This window comes from Methylomonas paludis, from assembly GCF_018734325.1.
In the GTDB taxonomy this organism is placed as follows: Bacteria; Pseudomonadota; Gammaproteobacteria; order Methylococcales; family Methylomonadaceae; genus Methylomonas; species Methylomonas paludis.
Genome location: NZ_CP073754.1, coordinates 2184662 through 2204697, shown reverse-complemented (window position 1 = coordinate 2204697; position 20036 = coordinate 2184662). Strand labels below are relative to the sequence as shown.

At 46.9% G+C, this 20036-nt stretch carries 11 protein-coding genes; all 11 read left to right on the top strand.

Going from position 1 to position 20036, the window contains the following annotated elements; all coding sequences use genetic code 11:
* Positions 1–20 precede the first annotated feature (20 nt).
* The 11 genes from mobI (at position 21) to KEF85_RS09900 (ending at position 19779) form a co-directional block, all read left to right on the top strand.
* Positions 21–485 carry a conjugative transfer protein MobI(A/C) gene (mobI, locus tag KEF85_RS09950; protein WP_215580068.1) on the top strand — a complete coding sequence of 155 codons (465 nt, stop codon included), beginning with the start codon at positions 21–23 and terminating at the stop codon, positions 483–485.
* A 157-nt stretch (positions 486–642) separates the two neighbouring features.
* Positions 643–3804 carry a DISARM system SNF2-like helicase DrmD gene (drmD, locus tag KEF85_RS09945; RefSeq protein ID WP_215580066.1) on the top strand — a complete coding sequence of 1054 codons (3162 nt, stop codon included), beginning with the start codon at positions 643–645 and terminating at the stop codon, positions 3802–3804.
* Positions 3801–7943: an Eco57I restriction-modification methylase domain-containing protein gene (locus tag KEF85_RS09940; protein WP_215580064.1), complete on the top strand. Its 4143-nt coding sequence runs from the start codon at positions 3801–3803 to the stop codon at positions 7941–7943. Before drmD ends, KEF85_RS09940 begins: the two co-directional genes overlap by 4 nt.
* Entirely contained in the window at positions 7855–10101 is a 2247-nt protein-coding gene (locus KEF85_RS09935; protein ID WP_215580062.1) for a KAP family P-loop NTPase fold protein, read from the top strand. Before KEF85_RS09940 ends, KEF85_RS09935 begins: the two co-directional genes overlap by 89 nt.
* Positions 10102–10219: 118 nt before the next feature.
* Entirely contained in the window at positions 10220–10447 is a 228-nt protein-coding gene (locus KEF85_RS09930) for a DUF2281 domain-containing protein (RefSeq protein ID WP_215580060.1), read from the top strand.
* A complete protein-coding gene (locus KEF85_RS09925) occupies positions 10444–10830 on the top strand; it encodes a type II toxin-antitoxin system VapC family toxin (RefSeq protein ID WP_215580057.1) in 387 nt (128 codons plus the stop codon). Before KEF85_RS09930 ends, KEF85_RS09925 begins: the two co-directional genes overlap by 4 nt.
* Positions 10827–14303, top strand: coding sequence for a DISARM system helicase DrmA (gene drmA, locus KEF85_RS09920; RefSeq protein WP_215580055.1), 3477 nt, complete (start codon positions 10827–10829; stop codon positions 14301–14303). The genes KEF85_RS09925 and drmA overlap by 4 nt, the downstream gene beginning before the upstream one ends.
* Positions 14304–14313: 10 nt before the next feature.
* Complete coding sequence (gene drmB, locus KEF85_RS09915) at positions 14314–16161, top strand: DUF1998 domain-containing protein (protein WP_215580053.1); 1848 nt, start codon at positions 14314–14316, stop codon at positions 16159–16161.
* Between the two features lie 5 nt (positions 16162–16166).
* The gene (gene drmC, locus KEF85_RS09910; RefSeq protein ID WP_281413629.1) at positions 16167–16958 is read left to right on the top strand and encodes a DISARM system phospholipase D-like protein DrmC; all 792 of its coding nucleotides are present in this window, start codon (positions 16167–16169) and stop codon (positions 16956–16958) included.
* Positions 16959–17008: 50 nt separating this feature from the next.
* Positions 17009–18724 (top strand): AAA family ATPase, encoded by a 1716-nt coding sequence (locus KEF85_RS09905; protein ID WP_215580049.1) that lies wholly within the window; start codon positions 17009–17011, stop codon positions 18722–18724.
* Complete coding sequence (locus tag KEF85_RS09900) at positions 18694–19779, top strand: 5-methylcytosine restriction system specificity protein McrC (protein WP_215580047.1); 1086 nt, start codon at positions 18694–18696, stop codon at positions 19777–19779. Before KEF85_RS09905 ends, KEF85_RS09900 begins: the two co-directional genes overlap by 31 nt.
* The last annotated feature ends 257 nt before the right edge of the window (positions 19780–20036 follow it).

The following is a 20036-nucleotide window of genomic DNA, read 5'->3' as shown; positions in this document are numbered from 1 at the left end:
TTAAATATAGGTTTTTTACGATGTTGCACAATGACGATTTACAGATAGTAGCCGATCTTACTGAAGAACATTTTCTGGCCTGGATAGAGCTGAAAATTGAGGATCTTTATCAGCAAGCCAAGTTGCTAGTAGACGATTACTGGGCCAGATTGGCGCAAGGCCAAAAACAGCATGACAAATCGGAACGGGGACATATTGGCGTCAGAATCCGCCGCAGAGAGCACTGCCTGTCCTTCAGCATTGAATGGTTTCGGATCAAGAAAATTCGGAAAGATTTCGAGGACAAAGTGATTGCCATCTATATCCGCAAAGGCCGCAGTTACCGCTATCCGCTGGAGAAAATGCTAAAAAACGAACCGGACTGGGAGGCGGAGATTATCGAAGAGCTGGAAACCGAATTTGCCGAAATCAGGCGGCAAGTGGATATGCTGGGCAAGATTCGGGATAAGGTGCAGGATTATTCCAAGTGGGTCGCGCCAAAATGAACGAAATTAGCGATTTAACCGGAAGATGCAAGGTTTGATCATAAATCGAACACTGTTTTGTTATCGAAACACCTATTAAAAGCCTTATTGGTTTAAAATGGACTTAATAAGATGCTAGCCCACAATTCAGTTAGAGATCGCTTATCAGGGAGAGAAAATGCAGACGACACCAGAAATCGGACAGCTTGCCATCGTGCGTAAGCGCCCCTTCGTCGTCACTGAAATCATCCCATCAGCCCCTGGATTGGTAACAGAATCAGGTAAAACCAGTCATCTTATTAAACTTTCTTCAGTAGAGGACGATGGTCTAGGCGAAGAACTGCAAGTAATTTGGGAACTGGAACCTGGAACCTCGGTTCACGAAAAATCCACACTTCCTAACCCAGACAGCTTTGATCACCCGAAACGCCTTCAAGCTTTTCTGGATGCGGTTCGCTGGGGTGCAGTCTCTCAAGCCGATGATCGCGCACTGCAATCCCCATTTCGTAGTGGTATCGAAGTAGACGATTACCAGCTTGATCCGGTAGTCCGGGCGCTGTCTATGCCGCGTGTCAATCTGCTGATTGCCGATGACGTTGGTTTAGGCAAAACCATAGAAGCCGGCTTGGTAGTCCAGGAACTGATCTTACGCCACCGGGTACGCTCGGTGTTAATAGTCTGCCCGTCTTCCTTGCAAGTGCAGTGGAAAGAAGAAATGCGCGATAAATTTGGCTTGGAATTCCGTATTATCGATAGCGCCGCCATCAGCCAATTGCGACGTAAGCGCGGTATACACGTCAATCCCTGGACGCATTTTCCGCGGCTGATTACCTCTACCGATTATCTCAAGCGTGAACGGCCTTTACGTTCATTTCGGGAAACCTTGCCCGCGGGTGATGAGCCAACTTACCCTCGCGCTTACGATTTGTTGATCGTCGACGAAGCCCATAACATCGCTCCCTCAGGCCGCGGCAAATACGCGACCGATTCCATGCGCACCCAGGCCATGCGAACAATAGCTCCGCATTTTGAACACAAACTATTCTTATCCGCCACCCCACATAACGGCTACAGAGAAAGTTTCGCCGCGCTGCTGGAATTGCTGGACAGCCAGCGTTTCGCCCGAGCCATCACACCGGATCGCGCCCAGCTCGAAGCAGTGATGGTCAGGCGCATGAAGTCAGAACTCAAGCTACGCTGGGACGGCAGCCGGCGCTTTGCCGAACGTATAGTTAAACATCTGGAAGTTCCTTATACCGAGGAAGAGCGTCAGGCCCATAAAGCCTTGCAACGCTATTCGGAATTACGACTGAAACAGGCGACCAGTGACGGCGAACGCATGGCCGCCGAATTTGTGCTGAAACTACTCAAAAAGCGTCTCTTTTCATCCCCGGCGGCCTTCGGCAGTACCTTGGAAAAACATATTGCCAGTGTTGGCAGTAAAACCAAAGCCATCAATTATAGCCGCGACATCACTGATTTTTCCGACGATTACGCCGACGATGAAGAATACGAACTAGAAACCGCCGAAGCGGTCAGCTCCATCAGTCAGGCGCTATCGCCCTTGCTTGCCGAAGAACAGCAACTGCTGCAGCAACTCAGTAACTACGCCGTCAAGAACAGCCAGCGCCCGGACAGCAAAGCCGATACCCTGATTAACTGGCTTAAAAACACCTTACGTCCTGAGGGTGTCTGGAATGAAGAACGCGTTATCATTTTTACCGAATACCGCGCCACGCAAAAATGGCTGTTCGATTTGTTTGCCAGACAAGGATTTGCCGAAAATGACCGGCTAGCCATGATTTACGGCGGTATGCCTAATGATCAGCGCGAAGCGATCAAAGCCGCTTTTCAGACCCACCCTAAAGAGTCCACGGTGCGGATACTGTTGGCAACCGATGCCGCCTCGGAAGGCGTCAACCTGCAAAACTACTGTTCGCGCTTAATCCATGTTGAAATCCCCTGGAACCCTAATCGCATGGAGCAACGTAATGGCCGGGTAGATAGGCACGGACAAAAAGCTGATGAAGTGCATATCCACCATTTTGTCGGCAAAGGCTTTAAAACCGCGCAATCAGTCGGCAAAGTAGGGGAGTTGGAAGCGGATTTGGAATTCCTGATGCGCGCCGCGCTAAAAGTGGAAACCATCCGCGAAGATCTTGGCAAAGTCGGCCCGGTGATTGCCCAGCAAGTAGAAGAAGCCATGCTTGGTAAACGCAAGCAACTGGATACCAGTCGCGCGGAACTAGACGCGGAACCGGTGCGGCGCATGCTCAAATTTGAGCGCAAACTGCGTGAACAACTGGAAAAACTCGCCGGCCAGTTACACCAGACCCAGCACGACCTGAATCTTACCCCTGAGCATGTCGAAAATGTTGTGCGTGTCGGCCTGGAACTGGCCGAGCAGCCCGCCTTAATCCCCCTAGAGATAGACGGTATCTGGCCCGATCCCACCGGTCTACGTAAAACCTGCCCGGTATTTCATTTGCCGGCCCTATCCAATAGCTGGGCGCACTGCGTCGATGGTCTTGATCATCCACACAGCAAAAAACGCCGACCCATAGTATTTGATGCCTGCTTAGCCACCGGCAGAGACGATGTGGTGCTGGCGCACCTTAACCACAGACTGGTGCAAATGTGCTTGCGGCTGCTCCGCGCCGAAATCTGGTCGCTGGATAGTCAAACCAAGCATTTATCCCGCGTGTCCGCCTGCATAACCGACGATTCTGCCTTAAGCCATCCGGTGCTGATCGCCCATGGCCGTATCGTGGTATTAGGCGGCGATAACCATAGATTGCATGAAGAAATCATTATTGCCGGTGGCGCTCTTAACGGTGGTAAATTTAACAGGTTAAATGTTGGTCAAACCAAAACCGCCTTTGAAGCCACTACGGAAATTCCCGCGACGGCCGTAATTGAAGCCCGATTTCAAAACCTTTGGCCCAATCATAAAGAGGCATTGCTGGCAGCCTTAGATGCTCGCTGTAATGAGCGCACCAAAAACCTGGAAAAAACTCTGCAAGAACGTGCAGAATCCGAAGTTAGCAAGATGACTGCCATCATGACTGAATTACTCCGCTCCATTCAGGCCGAACTGGCCCCGCAACAAATAGAGCAACTCGATATATTCTTAATGGATGACGACCTAGGCAAGCAACAGCATGAACGCGATTTGTCCGCCTTGCGCCGTCGGGTAGCGGAAATCCCGGACGAAATCGCCCGCGAAGCTGAGCATATCCGCGCCCGCTTCGCCAACCCCAGTGCCCGTTTATTTCCGGTGGCGGTCACCTGGTTGATACCGCGTAAAGCTGTGCTGGAAATTACCGGGGGTAAGCTATGAGCCATCCCAGTATTCCCCGCCATCATGCCGATTGGTTGTCTTTAGTAGAGGTTTCCGGCCCGTTCGTCTCGCTACCAGTGTTACTGCGGGTGTTTCCGCAAGGTCTGGATGTCCGTGACCCGATACAAGCCAAAGCCTTACGCGCCGTTTATCAGCAATGGCAGGAAGCACCCAATGCGCCCGGCATTCAACACGCCTGGATAGAGCATGTGCTTAGCCAGTTATTAGTCTTTCCGCCGGAACTGCTTGCTCAAGGTCAAGCCATACCCGGAGGATTGCAAGCCAGTCTGCCGGAAATGGCAGAAACTTTGCGCCCGGATTTTGCTTTGCTGTCACCCGCAAGTACAGAAAACGCCGGCCAGGCGCAACTGCTGATTGTCTGTTATCCGCGGGAACAACTGCTCGACAAACCCCTGATTGGCAAACACTGGAAAGCCACACCCGCCACCCGCATGATGGAACTGTTGCACGGTGCTGGGGTTGCCTTGGGTTTAGTTACCAATGGCGAACATTGGTTGCTGGTCTATGCGCCGCGTGGCGAAATCACCGGCTATGCCACATGGGATGCCAGTCTCTGGCTGGATGAAGCGATTACCCTCCGCGCTTTTCATTCCCTGTTGGGTAGCCACCGTTTTTTCGGTGTTGCCGCGGATAACACTTTACTGGCTATGCTCAAGGAAAGCGCCCAAGACCAGCAAGAAGTTACCGACCAGCTGGGCAATCAGGTACGGGAAGCCGTGGAAGTATTGGTGCAATCTTTTGATGCATTGGACAGAGAAAACAATCAAAACTTATTGCAAGGCGTCAGCGCTAAAAATCAATATGAAGCCGCTCTGACTGTGATGATGCGGTTGGTATTTCTGTTTTCCGCGGAAGAACGCGAGCTGTTACACCTAGGCAAGCCGCTCTATGATGAGAATTATGCCGTCTCCACCTTGCAGGAACAATTGCAGGAAGTCGCTGACCGTTATGGTGAAGAAGTGTTGGAACGCCGTTACGACGCTTGGACACGACTGCTGGCAAGCTTCCGCGCTGTGCATGGCGGGGTAAATCATCAGGATTTGTTGATGCAAGCCTATGGTGGCTCCTTGTTCGATCCTGACCGTTATCCGTTTCTGGAAGGTCGTGATAGAGGCAGTCACTGGCGCACTAGTCTGGCCGAACCTTTGGCGGTCAATAATCGGGTGGTTTTGCATTTGCTTAACTCTCTGCAACGCTTGCGCAGCAAGTCCAGCGCCGGCGGCGTTACCGAAACCCGTCGCGTCTCTTTTCGCGCCTTGGGTGTGGAGCAAATTGGTCATGTTTATGAAGGTTTGCTGGATCATACTGGAGTCCGCGCCGGTGAAATCATCTTAGGCATTAAATGCGCCGCAAAAAAACAGGCGGAAATCCCTCTGGCCACGCTGGAAGATATATTGGCGCAAGGGCAGGATAAATTAATCGATTTTCTCAAGGAAGAAACCGGACGTTCCCCGGCCGCACTGCGGAAAGCCCTGCAGTCGGATCTGGAACTGGATCAGCACAAACTGTTGATTGCCTGTCATCACGATCAGGATTTATTCACCCGGCTGTTGCCTTTCGCCGCATTGATTCGGGAAGATTCTTTCGAGCGCCCCTTGGTGGTATTAGCTGGCAGCGTCTACGTCACCGCCGGCAACACCAGACGCAGCACCGGCACGCATTACACGCCGCCGTCGCTGACGCAGCCCATAGTCCAACATACCTTGGAGCCGCTAGTTTACCAAGGCCCGGCGGAGGGCTGGCCGCGGGAACAATGGCGATTGAAGACGCCTAAGGAAATACTGGAACTCAAAGTCTGCGATATGGCGATGGGCTCCGGCGCTTTTCTGGTGCAAGCCTGCCGCTTTCTGGCCGAACGCTTGGTGGAAGCCTGGGAAAATCAGGAACGTATACATCCCGGTGAAGTGCTGATCAGCCCGGAGGGCGAGTTTTCCAAAGCCGAACCCAGCGAACGCTTGATTCCCGATGATGCTGATGAACGCATAGCCATAGCCCGGCGGGTGGTGGCGGATCGCTGCCTGTATGGTGTGGATATTAACCCGATGGCGGTGGAAATGGCTAAGCTGTCCATGTGGCTGATTACCATTGATAAACATCGACCATTTACCTTCTTGGATCATGCCTTCAAATGCGGTGATTCTCTATTGGGCATTACCTCGGTAAAGCAACTGGAGTATTTCAGTTTACGACCGGAGGAAACCAAGCAAACCTCGTTTGCGACTATGAATTTATGGAGGCACATCGACGATGCAAAAACCAAGCGTGAAGCGCTGGAAGTGATGCCGTCAGACACGCCGGATCAGATCGCAGCGAAAGTGGCGTTGTTTGTCGAAGCCGAAGAGACTGTCGCCAAGCTGAATGCTGCCGCTGATGTGTTGATTGTGTTGGAATTACAGGGTTTAAGCGATAGGGCATACGATGCAAAACGTGACGAATTGGTCGATCATATGATGGTGTACTGGGCTCAAGGGTTGTCCGAGCTACAAGGTTATGCACAACAGCAATTGGGTAAACGGGATTGTTTTCATTGGGCGTTGGCGTTTCCGGAAATTACCGGTGCAAGCGGTTTTCATGCCTTTGTTGGCAATCCGCCGTTTGTTGGTGGAAAAAAATTTTCCGCATCTTTGGGATCAGATTATAAGGAATATTTGGTTGCACATCTTGCTAAAGGAATAAGAGGCAGTGCAGATTTATGCGCTTATTTTTTCTTGCGTATCCGGCAATTGTTGAAAGAAAAAGGCACAGCTGGATTGCTGGCTACTAACACCATCTCACAGGGCGACAGCAGGGAAGTAGGCTTAGATCAACTGACGGAAGCGGGTTTTAGCATTCCGCGAGCCGTGCCATCCCGGCCTTGGCCGGGTGAGGCGACTTTAGAAGTGGCTCACGTTTGGCTTTATCGCGGCGTTTGGGCGGGTGATTTCGTTCTAAATGATGCGTTGGTAGCCGGCATCACGCCGTTCTTAACGCCACCAGGACGTTTACATGGTAAGCCATATCGCTTAAAAGCCAACGAAAATAAGTCATTTCAGGGATCTATTGTTTTGGGTATGGGTTTTGTGCTTGATCCTGAAGAAGCCACCGAATTGATTGTTCGAAACCCGAAAAACAAGGATTGTCTACTTCCTTATCTAAACGGTGAAGATTTAAATAGCCGTCCCGACCAATCGCCGTCACGTTGGGTCATCAATTTTCGCAATTTTCCACTTAATCGCACAGTAGATGGTGCGTGGGTTTCAGCAAATGAAGAACAGCGAAAACAGTGGTTACGAGCCGGTTATGTACCTTTTGATTATCCTGATCCAGTTGCAGAAGATTATCCAGATTTGATTGAAATTGTGAACGAAAGAGTTAAGGCAGATAGGGATATACTTGTTGCAAAAGGTAAACAAATCCACGAATACTGCTTTTGGAAGTTTTGGGACAGAAGGGATAAGCTTTATACGGCTATAGCGGATAAGCAGCTAGTTTTAGTTGTTGCCGCGACAAGTAGAACTCTAGCTTTTAGTATGTCAGAAGCTTCACCAGTTTTTTCTCATGCGACATATGTGTTTGCCTTAGATAAACCGAAACACTTTGCTGTTATGCAAAGTTTTATACATGAAATATGGGTTAGAAATCTGGCATCTTCAATGAAAGGAGATTTGAGGTACACTGCCTCAGATTGTTTCGAAACTTTCCCATTCCCCGCAACTTTAGATGATTTGGAAACCATAGGCGAATGCTATTGCCAATATCGGCAGCTCATAATGCAAATGCGTCAAGAAGGTTTAACCAAAACTTATAACCGTTTTCACAACACCGGTGAAACTGCCGCCGACATAGCTGAAATGCGACGCCTGCATGTGGAAATGGACAAAGCTGTAGCAAACGCTTATGGCTGGCAAGACTTAAATCTTAACCACGGTTTCCACGAAACCAAACAAGGCATCCGCTATACCATCAGCGAAGCCGTCCGCCTTGAAGTGTTTGACCGACTGCTGGAACTGAATCACAAGCACTACGCCGAAGAGGTCGCGGCCGGTTTGCATGAAAAGAAAGTCGCAAAAACTTCTGGATCTGGAGGCAAACGGAAAACTAAAGCGACCGAGAATAGCGGTCAAATGGACTTATTTTAATGAACAGGGGTATTTAACTATGACTGCTCTGTCTGCAGACCGCCCAAGCATAGACCCTGAAGATGATCTGTTCGGTCATGCTCCATTCGCTAAAAACCTGGCACAAAGTATCAGTCGTTATCCAAGTAATGATGGTTTGGTTCTTGCACTTTATGGTCCATGGGGGTCAGGGAAATCAACTGTATTAAATTATGTACAACATTATCTTGATCAACAAGATGAAGACAAAAGGCCTGTAGTTGTCACTTTTAATCCTTGGTGGTTTTCAGGACAAGAAAATCTGGCGCGTGCATTTTTAGGACAGTTGCAGGCTGTATTGCCTGAAAAATATGCTGGATTTAAAGGGTTAGCTGGTATTTTGGCGGATTTTTCAGAAGGTATTGGTGGTTTGGTTGAACTTGCCGGAGCGGTAGCTGGCGTTGGCGGCGTGGTTGGGCATGGTTTAAAACTGATTGCGCCCAAACCCAAAGACGTGCCAGCCCTTAAGAAAATGATTTCTGAGGTTTTGTTAAAAGAAAACAAACGAGTTCTGGTAATTATTGATGATATTGATAGATTAACACCTGAAGAAGTGCGTCAGCTATTCACAGTGATTAAGGCGCTGGCTGATTTTCCTCACATCATATACCTCTTGGCATTTGATCGAGAAGTGGCCGTTAAGGCTATAAATCAACAGACAGGTTTACCCGGTGAACGGTTTCTGGAGAAAATAATTCAAGTACCCTTTGAAATGCCACCAATTGATCGAGTCTCGTTACAAAGTGCATTATTTAAACGGCTAGATGAAGTCTTGATTGCAACACCAGACGGTATGTTGGATCACTCGTACTGGACCAATGTTTTTTATGAAGGCATTAATCAGCTAATAAAAGTGCCTAGAGATATTGTGCGTTTTATAAATACCTTGTCAGTAACTTATCCTACGGTCGTCGGTGAGGTAAATCCAGTTGACTTTATTGCCATCGAAGCTTTACGGGTTTTTCTGCCTGGTGTATATGACGTTGTTCGATCTAATCAGGATAAATTTGCTGGCCATAAACCAGACAATCGTTACGGCGGAAGCAGGGACAATACTACGCAGGAATTTCATGCGGCTTGGCAAAAGAATGTCCCTGAAAACTTGCAAGCAAGTACCATGGCTTTAATTCAGAGGATATTTCCAAAAACTGAGGATACAGGGTATGGTGGAGAATGGATAGCAATTTGGCGTAAAAGTCAGCGTGTTTGTGTTCCAGACTTATTCCCAATTTACTTCCGATTATCTATCGCCGATGGAGAAATAAGAAGAAGCGAAATATTGGATATTCTCAATTCAGTAATAACGCCAAACTTATTTGGTGAAAAATTATGTTCCGCTTGTCTTGTAAAAAGACCTGATGGGCTTTCAAAGGTTCGAGCAATACTTGAACGGTTGATGGATTATGTAGAACAAGATATTCCTGCTGAACATATTTCAATTATTTGTAATGAGCTTTTAAATATTGGTGACAAGTTAAGTTTGCCAAGCGATAACACTGGTGGATTTGATTTAAGAAATGAACAAAGGGTTGGAAGAATCATTTATCACCTGCTCAAGCGAGTAGAAAACTTTCAACGTTCGGAATATTTTAAAAATGGTTTTAACCAAGGCCACGCGATAGGTGTTCAGAGCTATATGTTGGGGATTTTTGTGGAGGAAATTTCTAAACAATCTGAAATTAATAGTTTTTCGTTACTGGATATAAACAGTGTCGATGAATTAAAATCCATTTGGATTGAAAAAATAAGAAGCATTGATTCATCTGAATTATTGAGCAATTCACAGTTTTCAAGGATATTGCGTTTATGGCAAAAGTTTGGTTCTCCTGATGAGGTAAAAGTCTGGTGTACGAATGAAGTTAACTCTGATGAGCAACTACTCATATTCCTATCTCATTTTTTAACTCAGTCAAGAGGGCAAGCTTTTGGTGCTTGGGCAGTACATAACCAGCCTAGACTAAACCCGAAATGGTTGGATGAATACCTAGAAATTGATACAGTGGCTGAAAGACTTCAGAAAATTGAATCAGAGGGACGGGTTCCAGAATTTGCTACAGTTGCGGTTTCTCAGTTTCTTAAAGAATTTACAATGCTTAAGGATGGCAGGAATCCTGACGGTTTTGGGGCTTTTGATGATTGAAGACAATTTAATCGTAATCAGAAAAGCAATAATATTCTATGAAAATGGTCAAGGTACGGTAGAACCGGGGTGGCTATGCTAAAAATGCAACAAACTTTAATCTATTCAAGGGGTCGCCATGCAAGCCATTGAACTACACACCACCATTGATGAAAATCACCAGATACATTTGCAATTGCCTGAGGATTATCCGCCGCAAGCAGCAAAAGTCATAGTCTTGCTGGAAACTATAAGCCCCGTGCCGAGCAAAAAGCGGCAATTCGGCCAGTTTAAAGGCAAAATTCATATGGCGGATGATTTCGATGCCCCATTGCCGGACGAGTTCTGGCTGGGTGAGGCTAGATGAAGTATTTGCTGGATACGCATATTTTTCTCTGGCTAAATGAGGAACCTGACAAACTATCGCCGACCATGCGTCAGGTTTGCGATGATCCGGCCAACACACTGGTTATCAGTCTAGTTTCATTGTGGGAGATCCAGATCAAACAACAATTAGGCAAACTGCAACTTGATCTGCCCTGGCGGCAGATGCTGGAGACGCAACAGCAGGACAATGGTTTGCTGCTATTGCCTATTGAAATTAAGCATATTAGCGCTTTGGAAAATCTCCCGTCTTTCCATCGCGACCCGTTTGATCGTTTGCTGATTGCTCAGGCCCTGCAAGAAAATATGACTATTTTGTCTGTAGATGCCGTTTTTACCCAATATCCTGCTCCGCTAATCTCATGACGCTTACTACTGCCACTCCTGTACAAATTCGTGATGAACTCACGCAAATGGTGATCCGTGATTTACTGGGTCCTGCCGGCGGCCCGGGAGAGGAACTGAGTCAGTATGAGGATAACGCCTATCAACGCTATCTGGTGGGCATGTTAGCGCCTAAAGATAAAGAAGTGGCTTCAGGCGAACTGGATGAACTGGCAACTGCTGATGGAGAGACCGGTGAAGACGGCAATTCTGATGCCGGTGTTCCGGCTGGCGCTACTTATTTTCCATCGTCTATGGGTTTGAGCTTTGTCGTCAGCACCGAAGTGAACGAAATCATCGTGGCTGCCGAGTGGGGCCAGTATCAGGTGATTAAAAGCGAAACCCAGCAGAGAAAAGACGGGAATCCGGCGACAGTCAGGAAGCGGCAGCCGATAATTGCAGATGAACTGTCTTTGCAACTAAAAGAGGGCGGTATTTCCCCTAAGTTATTGCATCCCGGGCATCCACTGGTGGTGCTGCAAGGCCGAATGCGTTTAAGTAAAGACGGCTGGATAGTAACGTTGTTTATGATCAACCAGCAGGTAGAACCAAAAGGCCGAAAGGACGAAGCCTGGGTGTTTCAGCCAAAATTACGAATTTATGGCGCTGATCAACAAGCTGTTTTTGTGCAGCGTAAAAATGCCAAAGCTGATTTGTCCAAGATGGACCCGTTGACACGCGAGGAATCGGAAACTTTAGAAATGCTCTACCGCCATCAGCGCGAATTTGCAGTAGGCCATGGTATTTCCATCCATGCTACCTTGCCTGAACCCTTAGCAGAGCGCGCCATCCAGGTGGAAACCGAATGGGTGCCTTGTTTTGAAGTACCGCAACAAACCCCGCGGTCTGTCGCCGATGATGAAAATTTGGCAGGTATTACCATGGATATGCAGGCACTTGCCGAACTGCCTAAGGCAGGCTTGATCGCCAGTTTGCGCCATATCGAGACCGCTTATTGCCTTTGGATAAAAGCAGAAGCCAATAAGCTGACTTTGCCGAGTGAAAAACTGGCTGGTCATGAGGAAGCCGCAATCCTAGCCGTGAAGCGTTGCACCAGGGCGCAAGAACGTATTAAAGCCGGGATTGATTTGATTGAAACCGATGCTCTGGCCGAAGAAGCTTTCCGTTTTGCCAACCGCGCCATGTGGCAACAGCGGATACATTCTGCTTTTGCCCGTAAAGTGCGGAAAAAAGAGTTAAAATCCGGTGATGATATTTCAGTGTTGGATAATGCCCCAAACCGCAGTTGGCGCTTATTCCAGTTGGCTTTTATCCTGCTAAACCTACCTAGTTTGACGGACTTGCATCATCCAGACCGCAGTCATGAAACCGATGCGGTAGCCGACTTGTTATGGTTTGCAACTGGTGGTGGTAAAACCGAAGCTTATCTGGGCTTAACAGCTTACACCTTGGCTTTACGCAGGTTGCAAGGCGAGATAGCTGGCCGTAGCGGTGACTATGGCATTGCCGTGTTAATGCGCTACACCTTACGTCTATTGACCTTACAACAATTTCAACGGGCCGCGGCTTTAATTTGCGCTTGCGAAGCCATCCGCCGTGCCGATGTCCCCAAGTGGGGTGAAGCGCCGTTCCGGCTGGGTCTATGGGTAGGCAATAAAACTACACCGAATACTTTGGCTGGGGCGGCCAGCGCCTTACGCCAGCGCAATGTTGGCGGTAGACCCTCCGCTAACGGTACGCCGCAGCAAATCACTTCCTGCCCCTGGTGTGGTAGTGAGATTAAAGAAAAACATTTGCGCGTTTATGAAGCCCCTAGCGATATAGGCCGGTGTGTGACTTATTGCGGTGATGATCTTGGGCGTTGCGAATTTACCGAAGCTAAATCGCCTAAAGAGGGTTTGCCGGTCATGGTTGTGGATGAAGAAATTTACCGCCGCCCGCCGTCCTTATTAATTGCTACGGTGGATAAGTTTGCCCAGATGCCCTGGAAGGGTGAAACCCAAATGTTATTCGGTAAAGTCACGCAAGTTTGCGACCGCCACGGTTTTTTGTCGCCGGAAGTTGACGATGGACAGTCCCATCCGTCCCGGAACGGTTTGCCGGGTGTCAATAATCGCCCGCATGGCGTATTGCGTCCGCCCGATTTAATTATTCAGGATGAATTACATTTAATCAGCGGTCCGTTGGGTTCTATGGTCGGACTCTATGAAGCAGCGGTCGATGAACTCTGTTCATGGATAGTGGATCGCAAGAAAGTGCGGCCAAAAGTCGTTGCATCGACTGCAACCATTCGGCGGGCGCCCGATCAGGTGCAAAAGCTGTTTGTACGTAAGTTAGACGTGTTTCCGCCGCAAGGCACCAGCATACGGGATAGCTTTTTCGCCATCCAGCGCCCAACCGGACCTGAATATCCAGGCCGGCGCTATCTTGGCATTAGTGCTTTCGGGCGGCGTTATCCGGTAGCAATGATCCGCAGCTTTGTTGCGCATATGGCCGCGGCTCAGGCCTTGTTTGAAAAATACGATAATTTGGCTGATCCCTGGATGACGTTAACGGGCTATTTCAACTCGATACGCGAATTGGCCGGAACCCGAAGGCTGGTTGAAGATGATATACGCGCACGTTTACGCGATGCGGATCAGCGCGGTCTGGCAAAACGGCGGATTCGAATGGGGGCCGTTGAAGAGCTTACTTCACGCAAATCCGGTTCTGACATTCCCAAAATTTTAGAACGGCTGGAAGCTGTTTTTGATAAGACGCTTGAAGCTCAGCGGATGCTTGAACGCAAAACCGGGCTGCCGGTAACATCATCCATACCTTATGACGTTATTCTTGCCACCAATATGATTTCGGTCGGGGTGGATATTGAACGTCTGGGCTTAATGTTGGTAGCCGGCCAACCCAAAAACACTTCCGAATATATTCAGGCCACTAGCCGGGTTGGGCGGTCTAATCATGGGCCAGGACTGGTTTGCACAGTGTTCAATTGGGCGCGTCCGCGGGATCTTTCTCATTACGAACGCTTTGAACATTACCATGAAACATTTTATAAGCATGTCGAGGCCTTGTCAGTCACCCCTTTTTCGGCGCGGGCTTTGGATCGTGGCTTATCGGGAGTGATGGTCGCTTTAATGCGGCTCTGGGATGAGCATTTGAACGCCAATTTGCAAGCTGGACAGGTGGTTGATACTGATCAGTTCTGGAGTATGGTTTCTGATGTATTGAGTAAACGTGGCGGCAATGCCTCCGATAACCCTGCGGTCACGGCTAGAATTCTTGAAATGCTGGATAGACGACGGGATGAATGGCTGCGCCGGGTGCACAATCAGACTGATCACCAATTGGTTTATAAGCCGGAAGGCGGCGCAACAGTGGGTTTGCTTAGTCATTATCCGGTTAAAGATGATTTTTCCTGTCTTGACTCATTGCGGGATGTGGAAGGCACTGTAGATCTTATCCTGGATCAACGCAGCACAGGACTTCTTGTCGATTAAGGATAAAAAGATGAATGAATTAGGCGAAATCCGCCCCAGTCAATTAATATTTACTTTCGGCATTGGCTCTCTGGTCGATTTGCCCAATATGTCGGCTATGATCATGGGTCTTGATGACTGGGACATCCGCTATAGTCAAGAAATTGAGGAAGATCGCTTGATTGCGGCCGTGCAAAGACGTTTGGGGGCGCAAATGACTAAGCTGTATTTACCGCCTATAAAGCTGGAAAGTATGGAGGCTGATCCCGCCGCGCCGGCAGTCGGTGTTCCAGTCGTGCCTTTTCCGCGTTGGTTGCGTTGTACTTTGTGTGATACGTTGGCAACAGTGGAGTCCGGTGTCTATAAGTTGGTCCAAGATCCCTATCGCTCGGATAAAACTCAATATGTGCATCAGGGCTGCTTGAAAAGCCAGGGTAATAAAGCGCCTTCAGCCATATCGGTACGATTTCTGTTAGCTTGCCGGGAAGGTCATCTGACCGATTTTCCGTGGTTGAATTTTGTCCACAAAGGTAATGTACCTTGTCGTCCGGCAACTTTAAGTCTACGTGAATTTGGTGCATCCGGCGACGCATCTGACATTATCGTCAAATGCCATAGCTGTGGGACTGAGCGCCGGATGGCCGATGCTTTCTCTCAAGACCAGAATCCGAATTTTGCCTGCCCTGGTCACCATCCGCATTTACGGCTTATAGAGCAGGGATGCGCAGAAAATGCCAAGCCGATTTTGTTAGGTTCATCCAATAGCTGGTTTCCTTCATCTTTATCTGCCTTATCTATTCCCAGGGCCGTTGATAAGCTTGGTAAATTAGTCGAAGAACAATGGCTTGAGTTAAAAGATACTGAAGAACTGGATGAAGTCCGGCTGCTTAGAAAAAAACTGCATAAATTTCAAACGCTGATACATCTATTTTCTGAATATAGCGATCAGGATATTTGGTCTGCTATAGAGGCTAAACGAACTGGACGGCAACAAGGGGATGTTCCCGCCGAGGATTTGAAATTGCCGGAATGGCAGATCTTTTCAAATCCCGCTAGCGCAGGAGAAAGCGCCGATTTTAAATTAAGAGCCGTTGCCCCTCCCAATAGCTTTGCAGCTTTTTTTGAAGAGACTGTGTTGGTTGAGCGTATTCGTGAGGTACGCACCTTGCTTGGCTTTACCCGGATTGAATCCAATGCCGATTTTGCTGAAGCAACCGTTATCGAAGATGGCCGCTTGACACGGATATCCCGTGAGAGCCCGCGCTGGTTACCTGCTTCGGAAGTGCGCGGCGAAGGTGTGTTTTTGCGGATTCGCGAGGAAGTATTGTTGTCTTGGCAAGCCAAAGCAGAGGTTCAACAACTTCAACAGGAATTTCTCGATTCCCATAAGGCGTGGCGGAAGTTAAGAAAACTTGAACCATTGGATGAAGGCTTTCCCGGTATTCGCTTGGTGCTTTTACACTCATTAGCTCATGCACTAATGCGGCAGATCGTTCTGGACTGCGGTTATACCGCTTCCAGCGTCAGGGAGCGTTTGTACTCAAGAAATCCGGATGAAGAGGGAGGTCCTATGGCTGGAATTCTACTTTATACAGCAGCACCTGATAGTGAAGGCACCTTGGGTGGTTTAGTGGAAATGGGCGAACCCTTGACCATGGGTCGCCATGTGCAGCAGGCACTGGAAAGCATGCGGTTATGTGCATCAGATCCGCTTTGCGCCGAACATCGCCCGGATATTTTAGGGCGTGGCATTCAGGGGGCTTGCTGCCATGCGTGCCAGTTTGCATCCGAGACATCTTGCGAGCGTGGTAACCGCTATCTGGATCGCTCATTATTGGTAGATACCTTTGCTGATCGCGGTACTGCGTTTTTTGACTGAATTCCATGTCTGACCATTTTTTTGCTACTGTCGAAAATCTAATCCGTAAAGCCCCAGCAGGCTGGATGAAAGCTGCCTGTGAGACATTACGTACTTTGCCAGCTACAATTTCAACGGAGTTTGTACTAAAAAGCCTGCCACCTACCAATAACTCTGACTTGTCATTCTTGATAGCCCAAACGGTAAATGCAGCGGCAAAGTTGATGACCTGCGAAGCTCTTAGTTGGACACTCCAGTCCAGCTTTACAACTTATCATCGTTGCATAGCTCACCAACATATTGAATTACTGTGGTCTGGCCCGAAACCCGATAGCCAAATCACGGCCCGGCGTATTGATCAAGTGCTATACGATTTGATAGCTAACGCCAAACAGGAAATTCTATTAATCACCTTTGCTGCTGCAAAAATCGAGCGCTTGGTCAATGAATTGATAAACGCTAAAAAGCGTGGCGTAAATATCAGATTAATTTTGGAATTCGAGCAAAGTTCGGAAGGCCAGCTAAGCTACGACGCACTGAAAGCCTTTCCGTCATCATTAGTTGCCGGTATTCAGGTCTATTACTGGCCTCTGGAAAATCGAGAACGTAACCACGCGGGGCGTCCTGGAAAGCTACACGCCAAAATAGCCGTTGTCGATGATGAGGTACTGGTCACCAGTGCAAACCTGACTGACGACGCTTTCAACCGCAATCTCGAAGTGGGTGTGTTAATCCATGAAGCTACTTTTCAAGCCAAGATCAAAAGCTATTTTGACCATCTGGTGACTGCGAAAGTCATCTGTAAATTAAAAAATTGAATAGTGTTTATATGAGCAGATATTGTGGAAGGGTAAATTTAGTACCAATTATGAATGCTGTTTCGTTTTGGAAGGATCAAGCGTTGCTTGCAGATGGCTCAATTTTTAGCCAAAATCAATTATGGACTCTTGATAACTTAGCTGGCCTTAACAAGCATTTTGTACAAAACCTGGATGCTGGAAATGGTGATTTTTTGGAGAAGCTATACGAACAAATTGAACCCGCATCGCCTGGAGTTCAGCAGTTAGCTTCCGAAATGATTTGGTTGTTAATGCTTTGTCCAAGCAACATAACCCTTGGTAAAAAGAAGGAAAATATTTCAAAAGTATGGTCCTGGTCCGGTAATACTCTGGAACCACCTCCAAATCAAGCTTATCTTCTTGATGATCAAGTTATGAGTGGCATCGGCAGTGGAGGTACATATTACAGCATACATACCTGGAGAGAACTGGTTTTCTGTATTAAGTTGATAACAGCCTTCAAGCAACTCCCAAAAAATGAACAAGTTATGCTTATCAGTGATAGCTGGACGTTTGCAGAATGGTTACAACATATTGAAGAGGCGGAAAATCGTCAATTCAGGCATATGCTTTTATTTTTATTGTTTCCTGATGATTTTGAGAGAGTTTTTTCTAAAGGCAATAAGGTTAAAATTGTCAATAAACTTTCTGAAAACAAAGAAATCAAAAATGCCAAATCGTTGTCAGTATTGGAACTGGATAAATTAATTCGGGAAATTAGAATTCGTCTGGAAATTCAATACCACACCAGTGATTTAGACTTCTACAAAGATCCAATAGTATCTCTATGGCAAGAGACTGGCTCAAAAGATACCGACAATAGCCCCGTTGAAACTTATGCACAAGATAAAACTGTTTCGGAACCGTTCACGCCAGAATCTTTTAACGATGGCGTATTTTTGGGTACTGAATTGTTTCAATTTATAGTTGATCGCTTGCGCAGAAAGCAAAATATTATCCTGCAAGGACCTCCGGGGGTTGGAAAAACCTTTTTAGCGCGACGCATAGCTTACACATTGATTGGATGCAGTGATTCTGATCGAGTCGGTATGGTTCAATTTCATCAGTCGTATTCATACGAGGATTTTGTTCAAGGTTATCGTCCAGATGATAAGTCATCGTCAAATTTTGCATTGAAGAATGGTGTTTTTTTTAAATTCTGCATGAATGCTATGGCAAATCCAGATAAGGTTTATGTTTTCATCATAGACGAAATCAACCGAGCCAATTTGAGCAAAGTTTTTGGTGAACTGATGATGTTGATCGAAGCGGACAAGCGTTCAAGTGCTTGGGCTGTTCCGTTGACCTATACAGGTGACTCGGATAAACCATTTTTTGTACCAGACAATGTTTTTTTATTGGGCTTGATGAATACAGCAGATAGGTCTATAGCCATGGTCGATTATGCGTTACGAAGGAGATTTGCTTTCATCAATTTAGAACCCTGTTTCGAAACACAGCCGTTTGCGGAGTATTTATTCACTCTTGGCGCATCGGAGCAACTGATAGCGCGAATTAGAAAAAACATGCAATTGCTTAATGATGAAATTGTACGCGATAGAAACTTGGGTGCTGGGTTTCGTATCGGTCACAGTTATTTTTGTCCAGATAACTCTTCGGAACTGAATGACAACTGGTATCAGGACATCATTGATAGCGAGATTCTGCCATTGTTGCAGGAATACTGGTTTGATAATCCAAATAAAGTTGATGAGTGGAAGATAAAGTTGCTGCTGGAGGTTTGATGTCTAGGCTTAATCGTATTCCTATTAAGAATATATATTATTTGCTCTGCTATGCTTGGAATGAGCTTGAGCAGGGCGAATTGCTAGATTTAGACAAACTACCTAGCACAGAACTTGTAGATCTATTTGCTTTTGTATTATGCGAGGGCCTCAATCATTTGGTCAAGAGAGGACTAGAACAGGATTATGTGCGGAGGATAGATGAGATTTCCGGTGTTCGGGGGCGGATAGACTTATTGGTGACAGTCAGCCATTTTTTGCCGCAACATGGGCGGGCTGCCTGCACTTTCGATGAATTAAGTGTCAATACTTTACCGAATCAGATTATAAAAACTACTTTGTCCCATCTGCTATCGACTGAAAACTTGGATAAAGAATTGCGTGCAAAAGTCAATGCTAAGCATCGGGATTTGCATGGAATCAATGAAATAGTATTGAGTCCAGCTCTATTTCAACGAGTCCAACTCCGAGCAAACAATCGATTTTATAGGTTCCTGCTAAATGTCTGCGAGTTAATCAATGGATCTTGGTTGGTAGAGGAGCAAACAGGGATTTATAGATTCCGGGAATTTCGGGATGATGAAAGGGCAATGGCTAGTGTCTTCGAACGATTCCTCTTTAACTTCATTAATTTGGAAGTACAGGAATGGAAGGGCAAGGCAAGAAAAGAACTGATAAAGTGGAATGCCAGTGCACTTGAATCTTCAGATCTACAGCTAATACCTATGATGGTAACTGACATTTCGCTGAAATCAGATAAACAGTACGTCATAATTGATGCCAAATATTATCGAGATGCTGTTCAATCACGTTATGGTTCTGAAAAATTTCGAAGTGGTCATCTTTATCAGTTGCTAAGCTATCTGGCAAATGCTAAATCTGATTCAGGTCGGAAAGTGCAGGGTATGTTGATCTATCCGCAGGTAAACAGACGGCTGCGAGAGCGCTTTGAAATTCTTGGTTTTGACGTTAGAGTAAATACTGTTGACTTGAACAATGATTGGCAAGTCCTAAAGTCTGAGATCATTGAAATGTTTCAACCTGCCGCTGTATGAACGGAAGGGGTGTATGCAGGGAAGTAACAATTACGGCTGGTTTACTAGAAAGACTGAAAATTGGTTTCATTGGTTTTGTTGCTTACAAATTCGCAAGAAATGAAAACTGTCAAAAAAAATTTTTATAAGTCACGACAGTAACAGAATTTTTGAACCACTTAAAGTGGTGATTCAAAAGTAGAGTAAAAAGATATTTTTAAGTCTTTATTTATCATCTAAAAACTCAAACTTAATATAGGATGAATTCGACTAGCGGC